The sequence below is a fragment of the Aquisalinus luteolus genome (assembly GCF_009712425.2).
In the GTDB taxonomy this organism is placed as follows: domain Bacteria; phylum Pseudomonadota; class Alphaproteobacteria; order Caulobacterales; family Parvularculaceae; genus Aquisalinus; species Aquisalinus luteolus.
In genome coordinates this window covers 702827-727696 of sequence record NZ_VCJR02000002.1, presented here as the reverse complement: position 1 = coordinate 727696, position 24870 = coordinate 702827, and the positions used below count along the sequence as shown (strand labels likewise).

General features: G+C 59.5%; 28 protein-coding genes. 16 read left to right on the top strand and 12 right to left on the bottom strand.

Going from position 1 to position 24870, the window contains the following annotated elements:
- Positions 1 to 57: 57 nt before the first annotated feature.
- Both msrA and FF098_RS12060 read right to left on the bottom strand, forming a co-directional pair.
- Positions 58 to 582, bottom strand: a complete 525-nt coding sequence (gene msrA, locus FF098_RS12065) for a peptide-methionine (S)-S-oxide reductase MsrA (protein ID WP_155140822.1) — start codon at positions 580 to 582, stop codon at positions 58 to 60.
- 88 nt (positions 583 to 670) lie between these two features.
- The gene (locus FF098_RS12060; protein ID WP_155140820.1) at positions 671 to 1177 is read right to left on the bottom strand and encodes a hypothetical protein; all 507 of its coding nucleotides are present in this window, start codon (positions 1175 to 1177) and stop codon (positions 671 to 673) included.
- Between the two features lie 121 nt (positions 1178 to 1298).
- Between FF098_RS12060 and FF098_RS12055 the strand changes: the two genes are divergently transcribed.
- Positions 1299 to 1622 (top strand): hypothetical protein, encoded by a 324-nt coding sequence (locus FF098_RS12055; RefSeq protein ID WP_155140818.1) that lies wholly within the window; start codon positions 1299 to 1301, stop codon positions 1620 to 1622.
- Positions 1623 to 1629: 7 nt separating this feature from the next.
- Here FF098_RS12055 and FF098_RS12050 read toward each other — a convergent pair whose 3' ends face one another.
- On the bottom strand, positions 1630 to 2076 hold the full coding sequence (locus FF098_RS12050; RefSeq protein WP_155140816.1) for an acyl-CoA thioesterase: 447 nt from the start codon (positions 2074 to 2076) through the stop codon (positions 1630 to 1632).
- A gap of 89 nt (positions 2077 to 2165) precedes the next feature.
- Here FF098_RS12050 and FF098_RS12045 point away from each other — a divergent pair, with 89 nt between their 5' ends.
- Together FF098_RS12045 and FF098_RS12040 are read left to right on the top strand one after the other, a co-directional pair.
- Positions 2166 to 3212 (top strand): phosphotransferase family protein, encoded by a 1047-nt coding sequence (locus FF098_RS12045; RefSeq protein WP_155140813.1) that lies wholly within the window; start codon positions 2166 to 2168, stop codon positions 3210 to 3212.
- Between the two features lie 175 nt (positions 3213 to 3387).
- Positions 3388 to 4620, top strand: a complete 1233-nt coding sequence (locus FF098_RS12040) for a TIGR03862 family flavoprotein (RefSeq protein ID WP_155140811.1) — start codon at positions 3388 to 3390, stop codon at positions 4618 to 4620.
- Between the two features lie 62 nt (positions 4621 to 4682).
- On the opposite strand, the gene FF098_RS12035 is transcribed toward FF098_RS12040, so the two are convergent.
- Together FF098_RS12035 and FF098_RS12030 are read right to left on the bottom strand one after the other, a co-directional pair.
- Positions 4683 to 6194, bottom strand: a complete 1512-nt coding sequence (locus FF098_RS12035) for an esterase/lipase family protein (protein WP_155140809.1) — start codon at positions 6192 to 6194, stop codon at positions 4683 to 4685.
- Between the two features lie 103 nt (positions 6195 to 6297).
- Entirely contained in the window at positions 6298 to 7722 is a 1425-nt protein-coding gene (locus FF098_RS12030) for a UDP-N-acetylmuramate--L-alanine ligase (protein WP_166426506.1), read from the bottom strand.
- 149 nt (positions 7723 to 7871) lie between these two features.
- Here FF098_RS12030 and FF098_RS12025 point away from each other — a divergent pair, with 149 nt between their 5' ends.
- The 3 genes from FF098_RS12025 to FF098_RS12015 all read left to right on the top strand — a co-directional run bounded on the left by FF098_RS12025 (position 7872) and on the right by FF098_RS12015 (position 10292).
- On the top strand, positions 7872 to 9011 hold the full coding sequence (locus tag FF098_RS12025; RefSeq protein WP_166426505.1) for a serine hydrolase domain-containing protein: 1140 nt from the start codon (positions 7872 to 7874) through the stop codon (positions 9009 to 9011).
- Between the two features lie 147 nt (positions 9012 to 9158).
- A complete protein-coding gene (locus tag FF098_RS12020) occupies positions 9159 to 9752 on the top strand; it encodes a hypothetical protein (RefSeq protein WP_155140804.1) in 594 nt (197 codons plus the stop codon).
- Between the two features lie 18 nt (positions 9753 to 9770).
- Positions 9771 to 10292 carry a hypothetical protein gene (locus tag FF098_RS12015; RefSeq protein ID WP_155140801.1) on the top strand — a complete coding sequence of 174 codons (522 nt, stop codon included), beginning with the start codon at positions 9771 to 9773 and terminating at the stop codon, positions 10290 to 10292.
- A gap of 10 nt (positions 10293 to 10302) precedes the next feature.
- On the opposite strand, the gene FF098_RS12010 is transcribed toward FF098_RS12015, so the two are convergent.
- Both FF098_RS12010 and tadA read right to left on the bottom strand, forming a co-directional pair.
- Positions 10303 to 11523 carry an acyl-CoA dehydrogenase family protein gene (locus FF098_RS12010; RefSeq protein WP_155140799.1) on the bottom strand — a complete coding sequence of 407 codons (1221 nt, stop codon included), beginning with the start codon at positions 11521 to 11523 and terminating at the stop codon, positions 10303 to 10305.
- A gap of 86 nt (positions 11524 to 11609) precedes the next feature.
- Positions 11610 to 12068 (bottom strand): tRNA adenosine(34) deaminase TadA, encoded by a 459-nt coding sequence (gene tadA / locus FF098_RS12005; protein WP_155140797.1) that lies wholly within the window; start codon positions 12066 to 12068, stop codon positions 11610 to 11612.
- An 80-nt stretch (positions 12069 to 12148) separates the two neighbouring features.
- On the opposite strand from tadA, the gene FF098_RS12000 reads away from it, so the two are divergent.
- Genes FF098_RS12000 through rsmD form a run of 5 tightly spaced genes read left to right on the top strand, consistent with a single transcriptional unit; the run spans position 12149 to position 16338 of the window.
- Entirely contained in the window at positions 12149 to 13072 is a 924-nt protein-coding gene (locus FF098_RS12000; protein WP_155140795.1) for a CPBP family intramembrane glutamic endopeptidase, read from the top strand.
- A gap of 17 nt (positions 13073 to 13089) precedes the next feature.
- Complete coding sequence (locus FF098_RS11995) at positions 13090 to 14112, top strand: CPBP family intramembrane glutamic endopeptidase (RefSeq protein ID WP_155140793.1); 1023 nt, start codon at positions 13090 to 13092, stop codon at positions 14110 to 14112.
- On the top strand, positions 14033 to 14857 hold the full coding sequence (locus FF098_RS11990; protein ID WP_155140791.1) for a pseudouridine synthase: 825 nt from the start codon (positions 14033 to 14035) through the stop codon (positions 14855 to 14857). The genes FF098_RS11995 and FF098_RS11990 overlap by 80 nt, the downstream gene beginning before the upstream one ends.
- A complete protein-coding gene (locus tag FF098_RS11985) occupies positions 14857 to 15759 on the top strand; it encodes a hypothetical protein (protein ID WP_155140789.1) in 903 nt (300 codons plus the stop codon). Before FF098_RS11990 ends, FF098_RS11985 begins: the two co-directional genes overlap by 1 nt.
- A gap of 3 nt (positions 15760 to 15762) precedes the next feature.
- A complete protein-coding gene (rsmD, locus tag FF098_RS11980; protein ID WP_155140787.1) occupies positions 15763 to 16338 on the top strand; it encodes a 16S rRNA (guanine(966)-N(2))-methyltransferase RsmD in 576 nt (191 codons plus the stop codon).
- Between the two features lie 99 nt (positions 16339 to 16437).
- On the opposite strand, the gene FF098_RS11975 is transcribed toward rsmD, so the two are convergent.
- Entirely contained in the window at positions 16438 to 17214 is a 777-nt protein-coding gene (locus FF098_RS11975; protein WP_155140785.1) for a hypothetical protein, read from the bottom strand.
- 121 nt (positions 17215 to 17335) lie between these two features.
- Entirely contained in the window at positions 17336 to 18130 is a 795-nt protein-coding gene (locus tag FF098_RS11970) for an META domain-containing protein (RefSeq protein ID WP_155140783.1), read from the bottom strand.
- Positions 18131 to 18268: 138 nt separating this feature from the next.
- On the opposite strand from FF098_RS11970, the gene FF098_RS11965 reads away from it, so the two are divergent.
- Entirely contained in the window at positions 18269 to 19276 is a 1008-nt protein-coding gene (locus FF098_RS11965) for a P63C domain-containing protein (protein WP_155140781.1), read from the top strand.
- Positions 19277 to 19357: 81 nt separating this feature from the next.
- On the opposite strand, the gene groL is transcribed toward FF098_RS11965, so the two are convergent.
- Positions 19358 to 21013 carry a chaperonin GroEL gene (gene groL, locus FF098_RS11960; RefSeq protein WP_155140780.1) on the bottom strand — a complete coding sequence of 552 codons (1656 nt, stop codon included), beginning with the start codon at positions 21011 to 21013 and terminating at the stop codon, positions 19358 to 19360.
- A gap of 51 nt (positions 21014 to 21064) precedes the next feature.
- The gene (groES, locus tag FF098_RS11955) at positions 21065 to 21352 is read right to left on the bottom strand and encodes a co-chaperone GroES (RefSeq protein ID WP_155140778.1); all 288 of its coding nucleotides are present in this window, start codon (positions 21350 to 21352) and stop codon (positions 21065 to 21067) included.
- 382 nt (positions 21353 to 21734) lie between these two features.
- Between groES and FF098_RS11950 the strand changes: the two genes are divergently transcribed.
- Positions 21735 to 22397 (top strand): OmpA family protein, encoded by a 663-nt coding sequence (locus tag FF098_RS11950; RefSeq protein ID WP_155140776.1) that lies wholly within the window; start codon positions 21735 to 21737, stop codon positions 22395 to 22397.
- A 57-nt stretch (positions 22398 to 22454) separates the two neighbouring features.
- On the opposite strand, the gene FF098_RS11945 is transcribed toward FF098_RS11950, so the two are convergent.
- A complete protein-coding gene (locus tag FF098_RS11945; RefSeq protein WP_155140774.1) occupies positions 22455 to 22826 on the bottom strand; it encodes a 2OG-Fe(II) oxygenase in 372 nt (123 codons plus the stop codon).
- An 81-nt stretch (positions 22827 to 22907) separates the two neighbouring features.
- Here FF098_RS11945 and FF098_RS11940 point away from each other — a divergent pair, with 81 nt between their 5' ends.
- Genes FF098_RS11940 through FF098_RS11930 form a run of 3 tightly spaced genes read left to right on the top strand, consistent with a single transcriptional unit; the run spans position 22908 to position 24870 of the window.
- Positions 22908 to 23477 carry an SRPBCC family protein gene (locus tag FF098_RS11940; RefSeq protein ID WP_155140772.1) on the top strand — a complete coding sequence of 190 codons (570 nt, stop codon included), beginning with the start codon at positions 22908 to 22910 and terminating at the stop codon, positions 23475 to 23477.
- Positions 23478 to 23532: 55 nt separating this feature from the next.
- Entirely contained in the window at positions 23533 to 23964 is a 432-nt protein-coding gene (locus tag FF098_RS11935; RefSeq protein ID WP_155140770.1) for an OsmC family protein, read from the top strand.
- Between the two features lie 42 nt (positions 23965 to 24006).
- Positions 24007 to 24870 (top strand): TIGR01459 family HAD-type hydrolase, encoded by an 864-nt coding sequence (locus tag FF098_RS11930; protein ID WP_155140768.1) that lies wholly within the window; start codon positions 24007 to 24009, stop codon positions 24868 to 24870.

Genomic DNA, 24870 nt, shown 5'->3' with positions numbered 1-24870 from the left:
CTTCTCTCTCGATGACCTGAAAGATAGGCCATCGGGAAAGGAAGGCGAGTTGGTTTTTTAGCTGGCCTTGGCGCTGTCCAGCGTCCAGTCCGGACGCACATAATGGCACGTATAGCCATTGGGATAACGCTCGAGGTAATCCTGGTGGAAGTCCTCCGCCTGCCAGAACATCGGCGCGGGCACCAGCTCGGTCACCACCGGGCCCGGCCACTTGCCGGAGGATTCAACGGCATCGATCACATCTTCGGCAATCTTTTTCTGGGCCTCATCAGTATAGAAGATCGCGGAGCGATACTGGCTGCCGCGGTCATTGCCCTGGCGGTCCTTTGTTGTCGGATCGTGGATCTGGAAGAACCATTCAAGGATTTTCTCATAGGAAACCACGGACGGATCATAGGCGATCTCGATGGATTCAGCGTGGCCGGTACGGCCTGTCTTGACCTGGTCATAGGTGGGATTGTCCACCGTGCCGCCGGTATAGCCGACGCGGGTGTCGCGCACGCCCGGCACCTTGCGCAGCAGGTCCTGCATGCCCCAGAAGCAGCCGCCGGCGAGAATGGCTTTTTCAGTCGTGTCGGTCATGGATCTTGCTCCTGTGTATGCTTCCCGGGAAATAGGGCGCAAGCGGCGCACATGCAACGCCCCTCTCGAAACTGTCATGCGGGCAGCTTTACCAGTCGACAGCAGGCGCGATCGTACCCTCTGGGCAAGGCGAAAGCTTCTGTCCCTTACGGGGGTCCTCGATCCGCCGCTCCTGTTTCGTCTCTGGATGCATCAGCGTGCGCCGGGGCTGGGCAAACAGGAACGGCTCGCGGCGCGGGCCGGTACTGACCGTGAAACGCACACGATGCTGGACAACCTCGCCGGGGGAGGCCGGGTCGCGGGCGATGAAGTACCAGACCGTGCCGTCGATGCCGCCGGTCACGCCTTCGGCATGATTTTCACGTTCAATCTCCCGGTGCTGCAACAGGGCGCGGTCGACAGGTTCGCCATCGCGGAACATCTCGATCCATCCATCGCGGATCACCCAGGCATCGATCAGGCCGTCACAGCCTGCACCATTGTCCCAGCCCCAGACATGATCGCGCGTCAGCAACGCTTCTGTTTCATCGTTACCACCAGTGCAGGCGGCGAGCATTAACCCGGCAAGGAATATCGCATTAATCAGTCTCCCCATGAGAAGGCTCTATACTGCAACTTCACGCATTTGTCAGTCTCGGTCATTTTCAGAACTGGTAACGAGACGAGAACAGCGGTGTTATGACGGCCATCACAACAATCGGAGCGAGGAGTGATTCATGGCCATTTCATTTTTCGGCCACTGTGCCCTGCCGCCATCGGAGGCCGCCTTGCTGCTGGGCGAAATACGCGGCATGCATCCGGACTGGTTTTCCAATGTCTTCCGGATGACGGAGGCGCATGTCCCCTCGGAACCTTTCGGCAAGGACATTGCCCGCGGGTTTGGCATTGAGGCGAAAAGCGGCTTTTCCCTGCATGTCATTGACAAGTCCCGCCTCGACGAGGCAATGCAGGCGCTGGACGAACTCTATCGCCTGTTCGGCATCGACAAGCTGGTGATCACCCGGGAGATGGACAGTATCCACCCGCCGCCGGCCGACTAGAAGCGTCTCACTCCCGGAACTCGGCAGGGTCGAGACCGAAGATATCGAAAATCTCGTCAGTGATGCGCAGGGGGCGGCCGGTCTTCTTGTCCTTCATGCACCAGGTCGTCAGCGCCCGGGCGGAGAATTTCGACGCGCCTTCCTTGCGGATATCGACATAACGATCAAAGCGTGGCCCCTTGGCCTTGCCGAGCCAGGTAGAGATGACCGCCTTGTCGCCGGTGGTAATGGGGTCGCGATAATCGATCTCGTGACGCAGAACGACGAAGATCACCTGCTCCTGCAAGTCCAGCGGCGCGACCTTGCGCCAGTGACGCACGGCAACATCCTGCACCCAACGCAGGTAGACGGCGTTGTTGACATGTCCGAGCACGTCAATATCGCGCACCGTAGCAAAAATCTCGCGAGTGAATGCCGTCTCCAGCGAGACCGCGCCTTTTCCATTATTGTTCATGGGCTGTCCGCCCTCCTCTTGCCGCAACTGCGTCATCAGCTTGCGTCTCAATGTAGGGTGTGAATAGGTTTTCTCAAAAGGAGACCCGCATGTCCACCGGCACGATAGAAACACCTGACCGCCTGAAATTCGACGAGGAGGCGCTGGCCGCTTACCTGAACGATCATGTCGACGGGTTCGCCGGGCCGATGAGCGTTTCCAAATTTGCCGGCGGAGAATCGAACCCGACCTATCTGCTGACCACCCCGGAAAAGAAATACGTCCTGCGACGAAAGCCACCGGGCAAGCTGTTACCGTCCGCCCATGCGGTCGACCGCGAATACCGCATTATGACCGCGCTGGGCCAGCAGGGCTATCCTGTGCCGAAAACTCATGTTCTGTGTGAGGACGATAGTGTCATCGGCACCATGTTCTTCGTCATGGACATGGTCGAGGGGCGTATCTTCTGGGACAAGGTGATCGACGATGTGACGCCTGACGAGCGCCGCGGCTTCTTCAACGAGGCGATCGACAATCTCGCCCGCCTGCACCAGATCGACTATCAGGCGGCAGGCCTTGGCGATTACGGCAAGCCCGGCAATTATTTCGCCCGGCAAATCGAGCGCTGGACGAAACAGTACAAGGCGGCTGAGACAACGGCGATCCCCGAGATCGACAATCTCATCGACTGGCTGCCGAGTGCCGTGCCGGATGATGACGAGACGACCATTGTCCATGGCGACTACAAAATAGACAATTTAATCTATGCACCGGGCGAGCCGAAGATCATCGCGACGCTGGACTGGGAACTGTCGACCCTCGGTCATCCGTTGGCGGATTTTTCCTACTTCCTGATGCCTTGGTCGATGCCGCAGATCACGACGCTCGGCTATTCCGATGTCGATTTCGATGCGATGAACATCCCGACCATCGCCGAGGCGTCGGAGCGCTATTGCGCCGCGACCGGGCGATCCGCCCTGCCTGACCTCAATTTCTGCATGGCGTATAACCTGTTTCGCTTCTCCGGCATCGTGCAGGGCGTCTACAAGCGCGCGCTGCAAGGCAATGCCTCCTCGACCAATGCGGCAAAATACGGCGCGGTCGTCCCGATGCTGGGCCAGGCCGGCTGGGCGTTTGCGAAAAAGGCCGGGGCGTAAGGGAGCTGTATTAACTGGCCAAGAAGAATTCTCTCAAAGGCCTGTAAGGCAGAACCTGCCTTACAGGCCTTGGCCGCCATTGTTTCCATACGTCTCAATCAGTCAAGGGTGAAACCGCTTCGCGGCGGCGAAGCCGCCCTTGACAGATTGAGACGTATGGAACACTCCCAATTCCATGAGTAAGTCCAGACATATCGCCATCATCGGCGGGGGCCCTGCCGGGCTGATGGCTGCCGAGGCCGCCGCCCGAGGCGGCGCGCAGGTGCATGTCTATGACCAGAAGCCGACGCTGGCCCGCAAGTTCCTGATGGCGGGCAAGAGCGGGCTGAACATCACCCATTCCGAAGACCATGACACCTTTCTCTCCCGCTACGGAGCATCGGCTGATCGGTTGCGTCCTTATCTTGAAGACTTCGGACCTCAAGACGTGACCGCGTGGATGGAGGGGCTGGAGACGGAGTGGTTCACCGGGTCGTCAGGCCGTATCTTTCCCACGGCGATGAAGGCCTCTCCCCTGTTGCGGCGCTGGGTCGCGCGGCTGACCGATATGGGCGTGACCTTCCACATGCGCCACCGCTGGACCGGGTGGAGCAACAACACGCTGACTTTCACCCGCGAGGGCGTGCCGGTGACAGCCAGGCCGGACGCGGTGATCCTTGCCATGGGCGGGGCGAGCTGGCGGCGGCTGGGGTCTGACGGCGAATGGGCTCCCGTCCTCGACCATGCGGACGTACCTCTTGACCCGTTTCGCCCCTCCAATGTCGGCTTTGATGTAGCGTGGTCGGAACACTTTATCGGCAAGCATGGCGGCGAACCGGTCAAGCCGGTGGCGCTGCGCGTCGGCGAGACCATAGTGCGGGGCGAATTCGTCGTCACCCGCCATGGCATAGAAGGCAGTGCGGTCTATACGGTATCCTCCGCGCTGGTCGATGAATTGACCACAGCAGGCAAGGCTACCCTGACCCTCGACCTGCTGCCAGACCTGAAGCTGGGCGAGATCGAGGAACGCCTCGCCCGCCCGCGCGGCAAGCAGTCCCTGTCGAACCATCTGCGCAAGGTGCTGAACCTGACCGGCGTGAAGGCCGGCCTGCTGCGCGAGCTGACACCGCCTGACGTGATGGCCGACACGCAGGCGCAGGCGCTGGCGCAGTCGCTGAAGGCCCTGCCGGTGCCCATCGCAGCGGCTCGCCCGATGGACGAGGCGATTTCCACCGCTGGCGGCGTCGCGTGGGACGCGCTCGATGAGAACCTGATGCTTCGCAACCTGCCCAGTGTCTATTGTGCCGGGGAGATGATCGGCTGGGATGCCCCGACCGGCGGCTATCTGATCACTGCCTGCCTTGCCACCGGCCGCGCCGCCGGGCTTGCTGCCCTTCGTGGCCCGGCAAAGCCGGGCACCTCAGGGTGAGGCGTAAGCATTTCTGATCCTCATCCTGAGGTGGTCACGCAGTGACCCTCGAAGGACGAGGATCACCCCGAGTAAGGCTCTACCGAGAAGACATCATCGTCGGCGATACGCGGCACGATGATCTCGATATAGTGCGTCGCGTATCGGCGCAGGAACCGGTCATCGTGATTATAGTCGTTGTTGGTTTCCTCGGCCCGCAGCGGGATGAAGCCGGAGCCGTGTTTCGTGTCTCCATCGAAAAAGGAAATTTTCGATCCGCTGGCCGAGACGGTGATGCCGGCGACGAACATGTGCTCGCGGCGGTAATCGAGCGAATCGAAAAATCCGCCCTTCTTCTTCAGCTCCATCCGGTCCAGATGCAGTACACGGCGGTGAGAGGCACGGCGGTTGACATGGACATTGCGCAGAACATCCGTATGCGCCTTGATCTCAGCGGCGGTGATATTGTCGCTGACTTTCAGCCCGCGCGCAGGGTCATTGCGCGACGGTGCCGTCAGCCACAGGAAGTAATCGCCGATGGGAAAGGGCGTATCGTCCTTCACATCCAGCACGATCTGGTAGTGCTCGTTATAGCGCGAGGGGATGCGGTCACCTTCCTTTTTCAGCACGCGCTGGCGCAGTGCCTCCGCCTCCTCGCCGCTCTGGGCAAGGCGGCGGGTATGGTCGTTCACCGCCTGCCACGCCGCCTGCACCTTGTTGTACTGCGCGGCATTTTCCACGCTCAGCGCCTCGACGATCATCTTGCGCAAGCGGTCGCGGATCTCCGGATCGTCGGACAGGCTTTTGGAGTTGCGCGTCGGATTGAGGATTGTGAGATGCGTGCGGTCGGGCAGCACGGCAAAGGCGGTCTTCTCCGGCCCGCGCACCGTCCAGCCCGTGATCTGCGGATTACGCTTGTCCTTGGTGAAATCGACCGTCACGCCGCGCGGGTCGAAATTGGCACCCGCAATGCGCACCGTGCCGTCCCAGCCATTCTGATTGAGGATCGTCGTACCGTCGATCGGTTGCGCCCCGACGATGACATAGGGCCGGACCTTGTTGGCGGCATTGCCATAGGGGCTCGCCGTGTCGCCGTCGCGCGACAGCCGGTCGCGCAGGTCGAGCTGCTGCTGATAGGCGGAGCCAAGCTCCAGCGCATGCAGCAATTCCTCCCCGCTCTGGAAGCCACGGGAAAAGTTGAATTTCAGCATCCGCCCCAGCGCCGAGCGGCCATAGGTGGCAAGCGGCGAACCGTGATTGGCGGGCGCCAGCATCAGGAAGTTCTGTACCGGGACAGGTTTTCCGGATGCGAACAGATCGGCGATCCATTCGCGGGTAACGAAGGCCCCGGTGGAATGAACGACAACGTGAAACTGCGCCGCCAGTTTTCCATCCGCCTGCAGCCCGGTAATGACCTTGTCCATGCGCCGCGCGACATCTTCCACCCGCACATCGTCATAAAGCGATGGATATTCGCCGAGCAGCATCGGCACGACATTGAAGCCGGTGTCGCGCAACAGCTGGGCGACATCCTCCATGGACGAGCGACGCGCGCTCCAGCCGTGGATCAGCAATACATGCTTCGATAGTGGCATGACCTCTCTCCTCCCGTCATGATAGTACAGGATGGGCACGGAGGACATATAAAATCAATTGAGACCGCGGGGATAATTTATCTCAAATTATCCCGACTACTGATTATAACACGGGATAACGTAGCTCTGCCTCGGCGATGACCTTCTTGAGCAAACCGTCGAAACTGCCCGAGGACAGGATCAGCACCACGTCGCCCGCCGGGTCGGCATCGGTGAGGATGGTCTTGTAGCTTTCCGCATCGAAGGTACGCACGTCATCGTAATGCTTCACCGCCTCTGCGTGGATTTCATCGAGAGTGACCTGGTCGTGGGTACCGGCCCCTTGTGTCGGCGGGGCATAGAGCCAGATCCGCGCCGCACCGTCGAAGACGGTGGCGTACTGACTGAGGGCTGCGCGGTTGCGCCAGGTGAAGGTGTGCGGCTCGAACAGGATCGTCAGTCTGCGATCCTTGTAGTGCTCTTTCAGGGCGGTGATCGCCGAGCGTGCCTTTTCGTATGACGAGCCGAAGCCTTCATAGACGGGCAGCAGGCTCTTGTCTGTCTTGCGGTCGAGCCGCCTTTCGATCCCGTTATAGCGGGCTATGCCGGCGCGGAACTCCTCGAGTGTCACAAACCCACCACCGATCAGGCACGCCGCCGCACCGGTGATGTTCTCGATATTGTGCCGGCCGAGCAGGCTGGTCTCGATGGTACCCAGTTGCTCACCTTCATGGACAAGCGTGAAGCTGGAAATCTCGCCGAGCGCGATATCCTCTGCCGTCCAGTCGGCAGGACGCCCCAGCGCATAGCTGACCCTTTCGCCGGGATAGGCCTCGTAAAACGCGCGGGCGTTGTCCTCGCCGGTGCAGGCGATCAGGCGGCCATCGCGCTTTTTGAGCCCTTGCAACAGGGCAACGAAGGGCTTGTGATAGCTTTCCAGCGTCGGATAGATGTTCACATGGTCATGGCAGGCGGAGGTCAGAACCACCGTGGACGGATCATAATGCAGGAATTTCGCCCGGTCATCCCAGTTGGCGCTGGGATATTCATCGCCCTCGAATACGAATGTCCCCTTGCCCAACCCTGAGGAGTGGTCGAAATTCTTCGGGATCGCGCCGATGAACCAGCTCGGGTCATTGCCCGCATGGATCAGCACCCAGGCGATCATGGACGTCAGCGTCGACTTGCCATAGGAGCCGGCAACGACAATTCGCTCGCTCTCAACCGACAGATCCGCCAGCACTTCGGGGAAGGACTTGACCTTGTCCCTGTACTGATCGAGGGCGAGCGCGACTTCCTCATTCGTTTCGGGCACCAGCCTGGCGTTCTTGCCGATGACGATGAGCTCGACATCGGCGGGGATGTTGCTCGCGCGATAACCAGGCTCCAGCACCAGCCCGATGCGGGTCAGGTAATCGCTGACGGGCGGATAGAAGCCGTCATCCGAGCCGCTGACTTCATAGCCACGCCGCTGCAACAGATGCGCCACGGCGGACATGCCGGCCCCGCACAGGCCGATGAAATGGGCTTTGGGTTGGTTCTCGGACACTCTGAGCTCGCACATTTATATAGGAACTACGCTTATGCCCCGCCCGGACGTGTGCGCCAAGCCTTGATTCCATTCTTTCCAAGCCGGCCATTGACATGCCGGTCCACGCCCCTCACCTGTTCCTAAAGGGGCGCAACGAAGGGATAAAAATGAAAAGCTATTTTTGCAGCACCATTGCCGCCTCGCTCTGCGCAATACTTCCCGGGACAGTCAGCGCACAGGAAGACGCGCCCGGCCAGATCGAAACGAAACTGGAAGACTTCAGAAATTTCCTGCAGGAGTATCGCCGCGACAACCGCGTGCTGAGTTTCTCCGTCGCTCTCGTCAAGGATGGCGAGATCGTTCTGGCCGAAGGCATCGGCTGGCAGGACCATGATGCCGAGGAGCCGACGACTGCTGATACGTCGTACCTCGTCGCCTCGATCACCAAGACCTTCACTGCCGCAACCTTGCTGCAGATGGATGCCGACGGCCATATCGATCTCGATGATGACTTCACGGAGTTGAGCGACTGGGACGGGCGTTGCGAATGGCTGGCAGGCTCCGGCATCATCTTCGGCGGCGGCACGCTGGAGGATGGCACCGTGATAGAAGCGCCACGTTGCGACACCCCAATTACCCTGCGTCAGGTCCTCTCCCACCGGGTCAATGGCGAGCCGGGCACACGCTTTTTCTATAATCCCGTCGTCTTTGGCAGGCTCGCCAATTATGTCGAGGAACAGACAGGCCGGTCATGGGTTGACTGGGTCGATCAATATGTCATCGACAAGGGTAACCTGAACGACATCGCTGCCGGCTGGCGCGACGAAGATAAAGGCCATGTTCTGACCCATCTCGCACCGCCCTTCATGCATGTGCCGCTGGAAGAGGACAGCGACGGCCTTCAGCCCTCTCCCCTGCCCAATCCGGAAATGAACGCCAGTTCCGGCATCATCGCCAGCGCAAGGGTGCTTGCCGAATACTCCATCGCCCTCGACGAGAACCGCATCATGACGGAAGAATTGAAAGAGCGGATGTGGACGCCGCCAACCGATCTGGATGGCACGCCTGCGCCACATGCCTATGGCTGGTTCGTACAGGACTGGGAGGGCCATCGCCTCGTCTGGCACACCGGCTGGTGGCCCGATGCCTATGCCGGTCTGCTGCTCAAGGCGCCGGATGATGGCTGGACGCTGGTGGCGCTGGGCAATACCGATGGCATCCGAACCGATATCAACACGCTGGCGGATGCGCGCGTGCAGGACCATCCGCTGGCAGCAGAATTCCTGAAGACTTTCGTGGCTGACTAGCGCTCGTTCGCTTCGAAATAACACCGCACATCAAGAAGGCCCGGAACCTCTTTCCGGGCCTTTTCTCTTTCGGCCCTCCCCCGAAACGGGGGTTTGCCCATTGGGTATGGCATTGCATACTGGCGAAGAGAGCAAGGGGAAGATCACATGCATAAACGATTTCTCATGCCCGCTATGGCGGGCAAGTTCGCCGTGGCTTTGGTTGCTGGCGGGGCATTTTTTTCTGGCGGAGCCTCAGCTTCACAGAGCTCATTGCTAGAGCTCAAGGTCGAGAAGAAAGCCGATCAAGACAGTGAGGCCGGTATTTCCGGCTTGAAGCTGAAAGAGTTCGATACAAAGGGTGCCGACATGATCCTCGGCAGCTGGCAGCGCTCCGATGCCTCCGGTGTGCCGAGCATCGATATCGGCGTTGTAAAGTGTTCATCCGAAATGGACGATGCAAAGCTGCCAGACGGCCTGGAAGAAGCGAAGGGGGAATTCACCTTTTTCTACGCACCGGACGGGCTCTACCTGCTGCACCGCTCGCCATCGAGTGTCTTCTCTTTCTCCGACCCCGGACTATACAAGCTTGTTCATTCCCGGCTGGGTGTTGCCGGTGGCGTGACGATACACAACTTTCCGCATAATGGCGGCGAGCGTGAAGTCAAGATCTATCGCATGGAAGCCATCGCCAATGACGGCAAATCCATGTTGAAGCTGCAATCGCAGGACAGCAGCAAGTTCCTTTTGAAATGTGACTGAGACTGACGGGGGATTACCATGAAAGAGATTATTCTGGCAGCATTGCTGGGCAGTGCCATGGTGGCCGGTGCCACCGCACAGGAGGCCGCACCAGAACTGGAAGAGTTCACCGATTACGATGACTTCTCCGATGATGAAAGCCTGCTGGAAGGCAGCTGGGAACAGATGGCGCTGGACGACAGTGTCTATATCAACCCGCTGGCGGAAATTCCGTGCGAGCAATCGGCCGTTGTCAGCGGCGAGGGCGGCAGTATCACGGTCAGTGGCATGTACACCTTCTTCTGGAGCGATGAAGGTTTTGTCGTGATCGAACAGGGCTTCGGCCTTGGCGGTTTTTTCGGTGAGGCCGAAACAACCGTTGCCGTGCTCGACTATGACTACCAGTATGGCGGCGGGCTTATCGTGAAGAACACTATTGGCCCGCTCGCCCAAATGGTCATCACGCCGTTCGAGGATGAAAACTTTCCCGGCGAGCAGCTGATGGAAGTGCGCGAAGCGAAGGAAGGCGGCAGCGCGTCCTACTTCCGCAAATGCGGATAGGTCCGGCGACCTAACGGTTCATGTATTTCTTCATTTCCAGCCGGGCGATGGAGCGGCAGTGCACTTCGTCCGGTCCGTCGGCAAGGCGAAGCGTGCGCTGCATCGCATACATGTTGGCGAGGGGGAAATCGTCACACACGCCGGCGCCGCCAAAGGCCTGGATCGCATCGTCGATCACCTTCAGCGCCATGCGCGGCGCGGCGACCTTGATCATGGCGATCTCGCCGCGAGCAACCTTGTTGCCGACCGTGTCCATCATCCACGCGGCTTTCAGGCATAGAAGACGTGTCATCTCGATATCGACGCGGGCTTCGGCAATCCGCTGTTCCCAGATCGAATGCTGGATGATGCGCTTGCCGAAGGCCTCGCGCGAGCCGAGGCGCTTGACCATCAGCTCCAGCGCCCGCTCCGCGGCGCCGATAGTCCGCATGCAGTGATGAATACGCCCCGGCCCGAGGCGGCCTTGCGCGATCTCAAAGCCGCGCCCTTCGCCTAGGATGATATTTTCTTTCGGCACACGGACGTCTTTCAGCTCGACTTCCATATGGCCGTGGGGCGCGTCGTCATAGCCAAAGACCGGCAGGTGACGCTTCACCGTCACGCCCGGCGTGTCGGCGGGCACCAGGATCTGCGATTGCTGGAGGTGGCGCTCGGCTTCCGGATCGGTCTTGCCCATGACGATATAGATCGAGCAGCGCGGGTCACCCGCACCGGACGACCACCATTTGCGGCCATTGATGACATAATGGTCGCCATCGGCCTTGATCTGGGTCTCGATATTGGTGGCATCTGAGGAGGCAGCATCAGGCTCCGTCATCAGGAAGGCGGAGCGGATCTCCCCGGCCAGCAGCGGCTTCAGCCATTTTTCCTGTTGTTCCGGCGAGCCATATTTCTCCAGCACTTCCATATTTCCCGTATCAGGCGCGGCACAGTTGAACACTTCCGGCCCGATATGGCTGCGGCCCGTCAGCTCGGCGATCGGCGCATAGTCGGCATTGGAAAGACCGGGGCCGAAATCAGGGTTCGGCATGAACATGTTCCACAGGCCTGCCTCTTTTGCCTTCGCCTTCAGCTCCTCGATCACCGGCGGCACACACCAGCGCTCGCCCTTCGCGCTCGATTCAGCCAACTGGCGGAAATACTCCTTCTCGCCCTCCTCTACATGGTCCTGCATGAAGGCGCGGACCTTCTCGATATACTCCTTGGCGCGGGGGGAATGCTCGAAATCCATGTCATGTCTCCGGTAATCAGCTTTGCCCCAGTATGACGATGACAGGCGGCTGCCGAAAGCGGCGGGTGCAGTTGATCTGCAGCTGATTATGACTTTCGCCGTGCGCGGAAAAAATCCTTGAGCATGGCGGCGGCGTCCTCACCGAACGGCCCCTGCTCAACCACGGGCCTGTGGTGACAGGTCGGCTGCTCGAAAAAGCGCGGCCCATGCATGACGGCGCCACCCTTGGGGTCATCGGCGGCATAGACGAGCCGGGCGATCCGGGCATGGCTGATCGCCCCGGCGCACATGGCACAGGGTTCCAGCGTCACGAACAGCATCATATCGGTGAGGCGATAATTGCCGATCAACCGGGCGGCGTCGCGCAGGGCGCGGATCTCGGCGTGGCCGGTCGGGTCATGGCTGCCAACCGGCGCATTATGCGCCGCTGCGATCACGTCCCCATCGGGCGCAACAACGACGGCCCCGACCGGCACTTCCCCCGCTTCGGCAGCTTTTGCCGCCTCGGCCAGCGCAAGGCGCATATAGTCATTGTCGTCACGCATACGCCTTTGCAACCTGTGGATGATGTTCAGCCGTTGAAAACCGCCTTTATATCGCAAGTAGCAAGCTGAGGGGCAAGCTGTTGCGGGCAGGCGTATTTTTCAACCGCGTATCGCAGGCAAGAAGGCGCACGCCGGGGCTGGTCGCGCTCATCGTCTCTTTTGCCTGCATGATCGGCGGGGGCATCGTCGGCTACTTCCTGTTCTCCCCCCTTGTCGATCCCCGCGAAATGGAAGCCCGACAGGGCACCACCAGCACGAGCGTAGACCCGTTCGCCCTGCCCGATGCGATCTTCATGCTGGTCGGCTACACGATCCTCGTCTTCGTTTTCCTGTGGCTATGGCTGCGGTTTTGGGAGAAGCGAACCTTCACCAGTCTCGGGCTGGAGCCATCGGCGATGGCCAAGGGGCTGCGCGGCGTCCTGTTCGGCATGGCAGCAGTGATCATCTGGGCGGCCACACTGATCCTCACCGGTGTGGGAACGCTGGAAATCGCGGTCGGTGACTTCCCGCTTGCTGCCCTCCTCGCCGCCCTCGTCCTGATGCCGCTGGCCTGGGCAGTGCAGACAGGCTCGGAAGAGATCATCTTTCGCGGCTTCCTGCTGCAGACCGTCGGCCACCGCCATGGGCTCATCCTTGGCGTCGTTGTCTCCTGTGTCATCTTCACCCTCGCCCATGCCGGCAACGGGGTCGAGAATGGCTATTACTTCGCAGGCATCTTCCTGCTGGCAATCTTCCTCTGCCTTTATGCCATCGCCGAAAACAGCCTGTGGGGGGTGTGGGGCTTCCACCTTGCCTGGAACTTCACCCAGAGCGAGATTTTCGGGATGAAGGCAATCAGCGACGATGTCTCGCCGAACACGCTGTTCATCACCCTCGACAAGACACCGCGCCTGATGCGGCTTGAAGCAACCCAGACCGAGATATCGCTGGTCGTCATTGCCCTGACACTCGTCCTTATCCTGATTGCCTTTTTCGGCCTCATGAGGAACACTCGCCCCGATTAGGACAAGAGGGAACAAGCATGAGCAAACCGACCTTTTTCATGATGGCCGAAGCAGGCAAGCGCGTGACCGCCGCATGGTGGGGTGTGCCGCTGATCCTGCTGTTCTTCATCGTCGGCAGCACGATCGGGGCGCTTATTTTCTTTGCGCTTCTGGGTGCGGGCCTGTTGCAGGACGACATCGTTCTCGACCTCGAAAATTTCAGCGCGATGATGGCGACGTTCGATTCGACGACGCAGGGCATCTACCTGTTCCTGACCTTCATTTTCTGTGCGATCCCGATCCTTGTCTGGATCCTCGTCTTCGAGAAACGCTCCCTCGCCTCCTTCGGCCTTGGTAATTTCGGACCCGGTCTCGTCAAGTTCGCCCGTGGGTCGGTGCTGGCCATCGCGATCATGGCGGTCATGACCTATGGCCTGACAGCCTTGGGCATGGTCGAGAGCACGGCCCCTGCCGTGCCTGCAAACTGGACCATGGTCTGGCCGCTGCTGGTGCTGTTGCTCGGCTGGACGGTGCAGGGCTCTACCGAGGAACTGGCTGCCCGCGGCCTCTTGTTCCAGTCTGTCGGCGCGCGCCACGGCCTGATCGTCGCCTTCATCATCTCCTCGGCGATCTTTACCCTCGCCCATGGCAGCAATGAAAACGTCACGCCGTTGTTCCTGCTCAACCTAGTTCTCTACAGCGTCTTCATCGGCTTCTATGCCCTGCGCGAGGCAAGCCTGTGGGGCATTTGCGGCTATCACGCCATGTGGAATTTCGCGCAAGGCAACATCTTCGGCTTTGCCGTCTCAGGCTCCTATATCGGGGCTGACAGGCTGATGACATCGACCTCGACCGGGCCAGTCTGGATCACCGGTGGCGATTCCGGCCTTGAGGGAGGGGTTGTCACCATCGTCGGTCTGGCGCTAAGCACCGTGGCCGTCCTGACGATCAAGCCGGACGCCCACGCGAAAGAAATTGCCCATGTCGGAGAAGAAAACGCCGTCGCGAGACAGAAAGCCCGCACAGACGCGAAAGCCGCAAAAGCCGCCGCAAAGCCCTGATGCCGAGGCGAGCGGCGACCGCATCGCCAAATATCTCGCCCATGCCGGTGTGTGTTCGCGCCGCGATGCCGAAACGCTGATTGCCGAGGGCCGCGTCTCCGTCAACGGCGTCGTGCTGGAAACGCCTGCCTTCAAGGTCACCGGCGAGGAAGACATCCGCGTCGACGAAGCCCGTGTCGGTGCCCCGCAAAAAACGCAGCTCTGGCGCTATCACAAGCCCGACGGGCTGGTGACCACTCACAAGGACCCGCAGGGCCGCACCACCGTGTTCGACACCCTGCCAGCCGGCATGCCGCGGGTCATTTCCGTCGGTCGCCTCGACCTGACGACCGAGGGGCTGTTGCTGCTGACGACAGATGGCGCCCTCGCACGGGCGCTGGAGCTGCCCTCGACAGGCTGGATCAGGCGCTATCGCGTGCGTGCCTGGGGCAAGATCAGCCAGAAACAGCTCGACACGCTGGCCGATGGCGTGACTGTCGATGGCGTCGAGTACGGGCCGGTCAAGGCAACCCTCGACCAGCAGCAGGGCGACAATGCCTGGATGACCGTGGCGATCCGCGAGGGCAAGAACCGCGAGATCCGCAACGTTATGCGCCACATGAACCTGCAGGTGAACCGCCTTATCCGCACCGCCTACGGACCGTTCCAGCTGGGCAAGCTGCCGGTTGGCGGGCTGGAAGAGGTGAAGGCCAAGATGCTGAAGGAACAGCTGGGCGCGAAGCTGAGTGAGGGCCTCAATTTCTGATGCCACTGTTCGACGAGTATCTCGTCTGCGACTGGTCGGCGGCCAATGGCCCCAAACTGGGCAAGGATTCTATCTGGATCGCGACCGCCAGCCGCCGCAGCGGACGCGTTGCCGTCACCAGGCCTGAAAATATCCGCACACGACACGAAGCCATGGAAGTCATCAAGGCGGCCTGCGTGAGGGCCGCAGAAGATGGGCGGCGCCTGTTCGCCGGGTTCGACTTCGCCTTCGGTTACCCTGCCGGTACGGCAAGGGCGATTGCCGGAAAGGCCGATTGGCAGGCGCTGTGGCGAGTACTCGGCGAACTGATCGAGGATGACGAGAAGAACACTTCCAACCGGTTCGATGTCGCGGCCTTTCTCAACCGGTCGTGTTTCAAGGGGAACAGCCCCTTCTGGGGCCACCCTGCAGGTCGGAGTTATGACGGGCTGGGGCCGAAACGACCGAAGAAGATGCCCGCCGGTATTGCTGAAAAGCGCCGTGCCGAGACGATCATGGCCGGGGCGCAACCGGTCTGGAAGCTCGCTTATACCGGCGCGGTCGGCAGCCAGTCACTGCTCGGCATCGCCCGGCTGGAGGCCCTGCGGCGCGTCCCGGGATTGAAGCGGCACATCGCTGTCTGGCCTTTCGAGACTGATTTTGCAGAGACGCTCGACAAGGCGGTGACTCTGGCGGAGATCTACCCGTCCGCTTTTCCTGTCTCTTTACGCGACGGTGAGGTGAAAGACGCCGCGCAGGTACGCACGCTCGCCGCCGCCTTTGCCCGTCTCGACAAGGCGGACCGGTTCAGGCCATTGCTGGACCGGCCCGTAAGCCTTGACGACAAAACGATAGGTCAGGTGTTACGCGAAGAGGGCTGGATTGTCGGTGCCGGCCTGATCGGGTCGGAGTGGAAGGAGTAAGCCATGCGGATCATCGGTGGACAACATAAAGGCCGTGGGCTGATAAGCCCGAAAGGCCTGTCGACACGACCGACGACCGACCGGGTGCGCGAGAGCCTTTACAACATCCTCGAGAACGGGCGTGGCGTGGATTTCGAAGGTCTGAGGGTGATCGACCTGTTCGCCGGGTCCGGTGCGCTGGGTCTCGAAGCCATGTCACGCGGGGCTTCCTTCTGCCTGTTCGTCGAAACAGATGCGGAGGCACGCGGTGTCATCCGCGACAATGTCGAAGCGCTCTCCCTGTTCGGCAATACGCGAATCCACCGCCGCTCGGCGACCGATCTCGGCACCAAGCCGGCAGGTGTCGGCGCGCCGTTCGATGTCGCCTTCCTCGATGCGCCCTATAACAAGACCGGCGGTAATGACCTGACCGGCCCGGCCCTCGCCGCCCTGCGCGATGGCAACTGGCTCTCGGACGCGGCGCTTGTCATCGTCGAGCAGTCGACACGCGAGAAACGCTCCGTACCCGATGGATATGTCGAAGACGACAGGCGCATATTTGGCGACACCCAGATCGGCTTTCTGTTTCGCAAGGGATAAAACCGAAAAGCCCTGCCCCGGTTTTCGGGACAGGGCTTCTGCGGTGGTCGTCATGGCGCTGGGTGCTTTAGGGGACGCACCATGACGCGGTGAACATCGCTAAAGCGCTAGCGCTGCTTTCATCTTGTCTTTCTCGCTGGCCGTCAGGTCCTCGATATCATCAATGAACTCGACCGCATCTTCCTTGCTGACGCCTGTCATCTTCATGAAAGACCGGTTGACGCCATCATCGCTGTCAAAGTCAAAGACCATCTTGTGATTGGTTTTCACGACGACCTTCTTGCCGCCTTCTTCCGTCCACGTTGCTTCCGGCGGCAGCGGCGGTTCCGGCATGTCGACCATGTCGCCGTCTTCGCCTGAGCGGATAACCTCGACCTTGACATCTTTGGTTTCGCCATCATCGGATTTCAGCGTCTTCACGACGATGACCTTCTGGCCTTCGTCAGTATCGACCGTGATATTGCCCTCGATATCGACACCGGCTTTTTCCAGCAATTGCTCGACATCCACATCGATGCCGTCGCCGTCATCGAGCTCGACCACCTTGATCTTGTGCTTGCCGTTTCCGGTAATTATCCGCATGTCGGAGCCGTCATTGAGCTCCACGACTTCTGTATGCGGCATGGCATCATAAACGGCGGCAAGGCGCGCGTCGGCGTCGGCGCCTGATACGATGCTCACCTCACTGCCCTTCTTCTCGGCGACGACTGTCGTCTCGGTCGCGGTGTCGACCACGGCCCAGGTCTTGTCGTCATTGATGCTGGATGTGAACAGCTTGTAGCTGCCCTCGTCCCCGGCCTGCGCAGCAAGCGGTGCCAGAGCCAGAGCCCCGGCTGTGGCGGCGATGCCCATCCCGGCGATGATTTTCTTGAACATGGAAACCCTCCTTCTCGTAAATACGAAAGAAATAGAATATCAGCCTGTCCGCCGAGACAACTAAATCCTTCGTAATTAAACGGTAAGGTCGGATTTCCTGATTTTCTGCCCTCAGATCCGTCTATCGCCGGGCGATGATGGATATCTCGTCACCGGAAAGTTCCAGTGCGCCTTCCGGCGTGACCTGCCACGAACTGACGCTTTCCAGCGCATTCAGGAAAGTGGTTTCCTGGTTCATCAGCGCCTCGGCGCACATCTTGCGGGTCGCAGCCGCCGGGCCGATGGTCAGGGTGCGCTCGCCAGCCTCATAGCTCGCATTGAAATTGTTGCAGCTGGCCATGCCGGCGACGCGTCCGTCCTCACCGAAGTTGAGGGTCGTACGCGATGAATCGATCACACCGCCGCCATTGATGTCCTCGACGACCCATTCGCCGCCGCCAAGCCCCTCAGGCCCGGCATAGAGATCGCCTGTACCGGCATTCGTATCCACAGCGCCGGTCTCGACCGCTTCCGGTTCGCTGATCAGGTTGCATTCGGGATAGTCCTCCCCCGCCAGGGTCAGCATGGCCGTATTCCCTTGCGTCCAGAACACCGTGTTCGGATCATTTGCCGCCTGGAACCGGGCGCCGGAGGCAGAAACGACGCTGAACATGGTGTAGACCTCCTGATCCACTGTCATTTCCATGCGTTCCACGCCCTGGAAACGAACGGCGACCTGTGTCGCGCCACAGCGGAAGACATAGGCGTCGGAATTATCGACCTCTTCCATCTCGTCGAAGGAAGCTGCCTCATCGGCTGCACGCTCCATGTCATCGCCAAATGGTTCCTCTGTCGATTGCTCGCCCGGTCCGCAGGCGGCAAGGCCAAGGGCAGTAAATGACAGCAGGCTCAAGGTCAGGCGGGACAGGGTCGGCATGGGCTTTTCCTCCGGGTAATCGATAAAGGCCTACCATACAGATAGCGCGTCACCGAGAAAAGCAGCACAAAAAATGCTTGCATAAAAAATTTGCATGCATATGCTTGCATGACCATTTTTGCAAGCATGGAGGCTTGAATGTCTGAAAAAGATGAATCGAAATCGATTGGTGGAAAAGCCCGAGCATCAGCGCTTACACCTGAACAGCGCAGAGAGATTGCCAGAAAAGCGGCAGCCGCAAGGTGGGCCAAGGACACCCCAATAGCGCATTTTGAAGGTGAATTCTCAATCGGTGATAAGTCAATCGACTGTGCTGTTTTGCCGGACGGAACGAGGGTAATCAGTCAGGCTTCATTTCTGCGCGGTATCGGCAGGTCTAGGTCGCCTAAAGCCGGTACAGGCGTATTGAGCACAGTCGATAAGCTTCCATTCTTTCTTAGCGCACAAGTTTTGCAGCCCTTTGTCGACGATGATTTGAAGAAGGCAATCGAGCCGATTTTTTACAGAACCGAAAATGGTTCCAAGGCCGTTGGATATGACGCCTCCGCGCTCCCTGCTGTTGCGGAAGTATATCTCAAATACCGTGATGCATTAGTAGAGGAAGAAAAGTCTATACCTTCAAATTATCATCATATTATCAAAGCTTCCGACGTTTTGATGAGAGGCCTAGCCAATGTCGGCATTATCGCCCTTGTTGATGAAGCTACTGGTTATCAAGAAGTTCGAGACCGCCAAGCCTTACAGAAAATCCTTGATAAATATCTCGCCAAAGAACTTGCAGCGTGGGCAAAACGATTTCCGGATGAATTCTACAAGCAAATTTTTCGCCTTAGAGGCTGGGAGTGGAAAGGCGTTCAGGTCAGAAAGCCACAAGTAGTAGCTAAGTACACGAATGATATTGTATACGACCGTCTAGCGCCGGGAATTCTGGAAGAGCTAGAGCGTAAAAACCCAAAGGATGAGAAGGGTCGTCGAAAAGCTCGTCACCATCAGTGGCTAAGCGAGGATGTTGGCCACCCAGCTCTAGCTCAGCACTTGCACGGCGTAATCATGCTCATGAAAACAAGTGGATCTTGGAACGACTTTATGAATAAGCTGAACATAGCAGCACCCAAAAAGGGCAAAAACTTAGAGCTATCAGTTTAAGAATTTGATCAAACAAAAAGGCGGCCCCGAGAGGCCGCCTTTCGTCCAGAAGACATGTCTGGATGGTTGAGCGAGACTTCCTTAGAAGCCCATTCCGCCCATGCCACCCATGCCGCCCATACCGCCATCTGGCATGGCGGGAGCGGCGTCATCTTTTTTTGGTTTGTCAGCGACCATCGCCTCCGTCGTGATCATCAGGCCGGCAACCGAGGCTGCATCCTGAAGGGCGTGACGGACGACTTTCGCCGGGTCGACGATGCCCATGGCGAGCAGGTCGCCATACTCATCGGTCTGGGCGTTGAAGCCGAAGGAGGTAGAGTCCTGCTCCAGCAGCTTGCCGACGACGATCGAGCCTTCGCCGCCTGCGTTGGCGACGATCTGGCGGATCGGTGCCTGGGTCGCACGGCGGATGATGGCGATACCGGCATCCTGGTCGGCGTTTTCGCCCTTCAGGCCGTCGAGACCTTTGGAGGCGTACAGCAGCGCCGTACCACCGCCCGGGACGATACCTTCCTCGACCGCAGCGCGGGTAGCGTTCAGGGCGTCATCGACGCGGTCCTTGCGCTCCTTCACTTCGATCTCGGTCGCACCGCCGACCTTGATCACGGCAACACCGCCGGCCAGTTTCGCCAGACGCTCTTGCAGTTTCTCACGGTCGTAATCGGAGGTGGTGTTTTCGATCTGCTGACGGATCTGGGCCGTGCGGGCTTCGATCTGGGCTTTCTCGCCGGCACCGTCGACGATCGTCGTGTCGTCCTTGGTGATGACGACGCGCTTGGCAGTGCCCAGCATGTCGAGGCCGACATTTTCCAGCTTGATGCCGAGATCTTCGGAAACGACCTGGCCGCCGGTCAGGACAGCGATGTCCTCGAGCATGGCCTTGCGGCGATCGCCGAAGCCCGGTGCTTTCACGGCAGCGATCTTCAGGCCGCCGCGCAGTTTGTTGACGACGAGGGTCGCCAGTGCTTCGCCTTCGATGTCCTCGGCAATGATCAGCAGCGGCTTGCCGGTCTGAACGACGGCTTCAAGCAGCGGCAGCATGGATTGCAGGTTGGACAGTTTCTTCTCGTGCAGCAGCACGTAGCAGTCTTCGAGTTCTGCCTGCATCTTCTCGGCATTGGTCACGAAGTAAGGCGACAGGTAACCGCGATCGAACTGCATGCCTTCGACGACGTCCAGCTCGGTTTCCAGCGACTTGGCTTCTTCAACCGTTATGACGCCTTCATTGCCGACCTTGTCCATGGCGCGGGCGATCATCTCGCCGATGGATTTCTCGCCATTGGCAGAGATCGTACCGACTTGCTCGATGCCCTCGGAACCGGAAACCGGCTTGGCGATTTCCTTGATGGATTCAACGACGCGGGCGACGGCGAGGTCGATACCGCGGCGCAGGTCCATCGGGTTCATGCCGGCGGCAACTGATTTGGAGCCTTCGCGGATGATGGCCTGGGCCAGAACCGTGGCGGTCGTGGTGCCGTCACCGGCTTCGTCATTGGTCTTGGAAGCAACTTCCTTGACCATCTGCGCGCCCATGTTCTCGAACTTGTCTTCAAGCTCGATTTCCTTGGCGACGGAAACGCCGTCCTTCGTGGTGCGCGGGGCGCCGAAGGATTTCTCGATCACGACGTTGCGGCCTTTCGGGCCGAGCGTGACCTTTACGGCATTGGCGAGAATGTCGACGCCGCGCAGCATTTTCTCGCGGGCATCTGCATCGAATTTTACTTCTTTGGCAGCCATGTGTGTCTACTCCTGAAAGTGTTGATTTCGTTGGATTATTGGGTCTGAGGCCTAGTCGAGAATGCCGAGGATGTCGGATTCCTTCATGATGAGAAGGTCTTCACCGTCGACCTTGACCTCGGTGCCGGACCATTTGCCGAACAGGACCTTGTCGCCAGCGGAAACGTCGAGCGGCGTGATCTCGCCATTCTCGTTTTTGGCGCCGTTGCCGACAGCGACGATTTCGCCCTGTTGCGGTTTTTCCTTTGCGGTATCCGGAATGATGATGCCACCGGCGGTTTTCGTGTCTTCTTCGATACGACGCACGAGAACGCGGTCATGAAGCGGTCTGAAAGCCATTGAGTTCGTCTCCCTTGATGGATGGCTTGCCCTCCGGGTTGAAGGGCGCGAATTACTGTCTGCACCGACACGGAGGAGGCGTTAGCACTCACCCTGCCCCAGTGCTAACAGCGAGGTAGGAGGGCAGCCGGAAACTGTCAAGAAGCCCGCCCACAAAAATGTGACCCCCGCCCTGAAATCCGCCGCAATCGCGGGCACATTTTTGCCTTGATCCAAGTTAATGATGGCATCGACCGAGAGGACGGCGTAGACGATGCCTGTAGCCTCACAAATGGGCGTTGATGACGCTGTGAGGGAACAAATTCGTCGCGTAACACGTCTAATTGGATTGAGGGGTATGGATGAACCATATCCATTCGAGGATATTTGAGGAGATTTTCCCATGCGCAAACTTATCGCTGTCAGCGCCATGGCTCTCGCAGCCGCCGCCTGTACAACAACCGACCCGTATACCGGTCAGCAAAAAACGTCCAACACCGCCCGTGGCGCAGCCATTGGCGGCGTCGTCGGTGCTGTTGCCGGCGCCCTGACCAACACCTCCGATGGTGAACAGACCGCCAAGAACGCCGCTATCGGCGCTGCTGCCGGCGCTGCCCTGGGCGGCGGTATCGGCAACTATATGGACCGTCAGGAGGCCGAACTGCGCGCCGACCTGGAAACCTCCGGTGTCCGCGTCGTTCGTAACGGCAACAATATCGACCTGATCATGCCGGGCGCCATCACCTTCGGCGTCGACCAGGCAGATATCCGCCCGGCCTTCTATGACACGCTGAACGACATTTCTACGATCCTGGCGAAATACAACCAGACGACCATTCTCGTCGAAGGCCACACGGACTCCACCGGTGCCGACCAGTATAACCTCGACCTGTCGATCCGTCGTGCCGAAAGCGTCGGCAACTATCTGGCTGCCCAAGGCGTCAACGTTCCGCGCATTCGTGCTTTGGGCTATGGCGAGACGCGCCCGGTCGCTGACAACGGCACCGATGCCGGTCGCCAGCAAAACCGCCGCGTCGAGATCCGCATCGCACCGGCTCAATCGTAATTCTCTTCGAAGAGATGACAGACAAGCAGAAAGGCCCGGGACATCCCGGGCCTTTTTTCATGCACTGGTTTTCGACTTCCGCAGCCACCCTACACTGAAGATATAGCGCGTGCCTTTTGTCACCTCGCTCACGGAATGGGTCTCGATATCAGGTCTGAACCTGATCCAGCGCTTGCCCAGAAAGCGCCCGCTGCGAAAATTCTGACACTGGAATTTTCCGCCCTCCTCGCAATCTCTCAACACCATATTGAAACGATGATGCTCCCAACCGTCAGGAGCCGGATCATTGTGAGGGGGAATATGGTCGCCAGTCAGATAACGGATCAGATATACATCGAACTTCACGATCCACGGGCAGCCGAACAGCATGATCTTTTCATAGCCGCCTTCCTGCCTGCCCCTGCGCCAGAATTTGCGCCATAGTTTCATGAATGCCGTCCATCGAATAATGCTGAGCGTCAGTCCGATATATATAGTATATAGTTCCGAGAGGATTACGAGGAAGCAGACATGATGAAACTCATCGCAATGGGGATTTGCGTAGCGACCGCGCTGTTCGCGACGGCACAGGCCGAGGTGAAGACCAAGAGCGAAACAGGATTTACCATTGCCATAGAGTTTAGGCTCAATGCGACGCCCGACGAGACATGGGCCGCTCTCACCGAGCCGTCGACATGGTGGAACAAGGATCACTCATGGTCCGGGGATGCGGCGAATTTCTCCCTCGATCCCGTCGCAGGCGGCTGTTTCTGCGAGCGCTGGAACGGCAATGAGGTCAAACATATGGAAATCGCTACGGCAATGCAGGGCAAGCGCCTCGTCATGCGCGGTGCGCTGGGCCCATTGCAGGGTCTCGGCGTGACCGGTGCCCTGTCCTGGATCATCCAGCCGGATGAGGAGGACGAAACAAAGACCATGCTGACGGTCAATTACAATGTAGGCGGTTACGCTGATATGGATGCGTGGTCGGGGCCGGTCGACGGGGTTATCGTTGAACAGGCGGCGCGCCTCGCCCGACTCGTCAATACCGGCACGCCGGAACCAGACCTGACAACAAGGCAGGAACCGGCGCGGGACTGATTGCTTCTGGGCCGCCTCAGACTATCTCCCTACTGAACCAACAAGGGAGATCACCATGTCGATCAAGAAACACGCATCAGCCCAGTGGACCGGCGGCCTGAAAGACGGCAAGGGCAATATCTCGACCGAATCCGGCGTGCTGGATGCCCAGCCCTATGGCTTCAACACGCGGTTCGAGGATGGCAAGGGCACGAACCCCGAAGAGCTGATCGGCGCTGCCCATGCCGGCTGCTTTTCCATGGCAACCTCCGCCGAGCTCGGCAAGGAAGGTATCACACCGGACAGCATCGAGACCAAGGCCGTTGTCGTCCTCGACCAGGTTGAGGGTGGCTTCGAGATTTCCAAGGTCGAGCTGACGACGCGGATCGTGGCAAAGGGCGCCAACAAGGAAACGGTCGAAAAGGCCGCCCACGGCGCGAAAGAAGGATGCCCGGTCTCCAAGGTCCTCAACGCCAACATCTCGCTGGACCTGACCGTAGAGGTATAGGCGCCGCTTGACCGGCACACCGTGCAGGGCTACCTCGGCTCTATGCCAGAAACCAGAATTATCAGCGCCCTGCGCGAGATTGCCCCTGACTATGACGCCCTGCTCTGCGATGCGTGGGGCGTCGTCCATAATGGTGTAGAGCTTTTCGACGGCGTGGAAGAAGCACTGTCGCAATTCCGTGCAAAGCACGGCCCGGTCTTCATCCTGACCAATGCACCGCGGCTGTCCTCGGTCATCCCGGACCAGCTGGACAGCCTCGGCCTGTCGCGCGAGGCCTATGACGGGGTCGTCACCTCAGGCGATGCGACACTGGCGGCGGTGAGAAGTTTCGAGGGCAAGCCCGCCTTCAAGCTGGGGCCGGACAAGGACAACACGATCTTCGACGCGTTTGGCATCGACTACACAGAGCTGGAAGACGCCGCCTTCATTCTGTGTACGGGGCTTTTCGACGATGCGACGGAAACGCCGGAAGACTATCACGAACTACTCGGCAAGGCCCATGCATTGAACCTGCCCTTTGTCTGCGCCAACCCGGATATTGTTGTGCGCCGTGGCAAGGACCTGATCTATTGCGGCGGGGCGCTGGCTGAAGTCTACGAAAAACTCGGCGGTAATGTCATCATGGCCGGAAAGCCGCACGCGCCGATCTATGAGCTTGCCTATGAGCGTCTGGCCGAGGCCCGCGACGGTGAGAAACCGAAACGCATCCTCGTCATCGGCGACGGGTTCAACACAGACATTCTCGGCGCCAACCGCCAGCATCTTGACGTCGTTTTCATCGCCGACGGTATCTCGCAGGATATCGGCCGCAACGATCAGGGTCGTCTCGATGGCCAGCTCGTCGGCGACCTGCTCGACCAGCGCGGCCTGACAGCGACCGCTGCCATGGAAGCCTTGAAGTGGTAA

Excerpts from the sequence above, each read along its gene's own strand:
- rsmD (WP_155140787.1), top strand. The coding sequence starts at position 15,763 with ATGCGGATCATCGGTGGACAACATAAAGGCCGTGGGCTGATAAGCCCG.
- FF098_RS11975 (WP_155140785.1), bottom strand. The coding sequence starts at position 17,214 with ATGTTCAAGAAAATCATCGCCGGGATGGGCATCGCCGCCACAGCCGGG.
- FF098_RS12055 (WP_155140818.1), top strand. The coding sequence starts at position 1,299 with ATGGCCATTTCATTTTTCGGCCACTGTGCCCTGCCGCCATCGGAGGCC.
- FF098_RS12035 (WP_155140809.1), bottom strand. The coding sequence starts at position 6,194 with ATGCCACTATCGAAGCATGTATTGCTGATCCACGGCTGGAGCGCGCGT.
- FF098_RS12010 (WP_155140799.1), bottom strand. The coding sequence starts at position 11,523 with ATGGATTTCGAGCATTCCCCCCGCGCCAAGGAGTATATCGAGAAGGTC.
- FF098_RS11930 (WP_155140768.1), top strand. The coding sequence starts at position 24,007 with ATGCCAGAAACCAGAATTATCAGCGCCCTGCGCGAGATTGCCCCTGAC.
- FF098_RS11970 (WP_155140783.1), bottom strand. The coding sequence starts at position 18,130 with ATGCCGACCCTGTCCCGCCTGACCTTGAGCCTGCTGTCATTTACTGCC.
- msrA (WP_155140822.1), bottom strand. The coding sequence starts at position 582 with ATGACCGACACGACTGAAAAAGCCATTCTCGCCGGCGGCTGCTTCTGG.
- groL (WP_155140780.1), bottom strand. The coding sequence starts at position 21,013 with ATGGCTGCCAAAGAAGTAAAATTCGATGCAGATGCCCGCGAGAAAATG.
- FF098_RS11995 (WP_155140793.1), top strand. The coding sequence starts at position 13,090 with ATGAGCAAACCGACCTTTTTCATGATGGCCGAAGCAGGCAAGCGCGTG.
- FF098_RS11965 (WP_155140781.1), top strand. The coding sequence starts at position 18,269 with ATGTCTGAAAAAGATGAATCGAAATCGATTGGTGGAAAAGCCCGAGCA.
- FF098_RS12025 (WP_166426505.1), top strand. The coding sequence starts at position 7,872 with ATGAAAAGCTATTTTTGCAGCACCATTGCCGCCTCGCTCTGCGCAATA.
- FF098_RS11985 (WP_155140789.1), top strand. The coding sequence starts at position 14,857 with ATGCCACTGTTCGACGAGTATCTCGTCTGCGACTGGTCGGCGGCCAAT.
- FF098_RS12015 (WP_155140801.1), top strand. The coding sequence starts at position 9,771 with ATGAAAGAGATTATTCTGGCAGCATTGCTGGGCAGTGCCATGGTGGCC.
- groES (WP_155140778.1), bottom strand. The coding sequence starts at position 21,352 with ATGGCTTTCAGACCGCTTCATGACCGCGTTCTCGTGCGTCGTATCGAA.
- FF098_RS12045 (WP_155140813.1), top strand. The coding sequence starts at position 2,166 with ATGTCCACCGGCACGATAGAAACACCTGACCGCCTGAAATTCGACGAG.
- FF098_RS11990 (WP_155140791.1), top strand. The coding sequence starts at position 14,033 with ATGTCGGAGAAGAAAACGCCGTCGCGAGACAGAAAGCCCGCACAGACG.
- FF098_RS12050 (WP_155140816.1), bottom strand. The coding sequence starts at position 2,076 with ATGAACAATAATGGAAAAGGCGCGGTCTCGCTGGAGACGGCATTCACT.
- FF098_RS11950 (WP_155140776.1), top strand. The coding sequence starts at position 21,735 with ATGCGCAAACTTATCGCTGTCAGCGCCATGGCTCTCGCAGCCGCCGCC.
- FF098_RS12020 (WP_155140804.1), top strand. The coding sequence starts at position 9,159 with ATGCATAAACGATTTCTCATGCCCGCTATGGCGGGCAAGTTCGCCGTG.
- tadA (WP_155140797.1), bottom strand. The coding sequence starts at position 12,068 with ATGCGTGACGACAATGACTATATGCGCCTTGCGCTGGCCGAGGCGGCA.
- FF098_RS11935 (WP_155140770.1), top strand. The coding sequence starts at position 23,533 with ATGTCGATCAAGAAACACGCATCAGCCCAGTGGACCGGCGGCCTGAAA.
- FF098_RS11945 (WP_155140774.1), bottom strand. The coding sequence starts at position 22,826 with ATGAAACTATGGCGCAAATTCTGGCGCAGGGGCAGGCAGGAAGGCGGC.
- FF098_RS12060 (WP_155140820.1), bottom strand. The coding sequence starts at position 1,177 with ATGGGGAGACTGATTAATGCGATATTCCTTGCCGGGTTAATGCTCGCC.
- FF098_RS11940 (WP_155140772.1), top strand. The coding sequence starts at position 22,908 with ATGATGAAACTCATCGCAATGGGGATTTGCGTAGCGACCGCGCTGTTC.
- FF098_RS12040 (WP_155140811.1), top strand. The coding sequence starts at position 3,388 with ATGAGTAAGTCCAGACATATCGCCATCATCGGCGGGGGCCCTGCCGGG.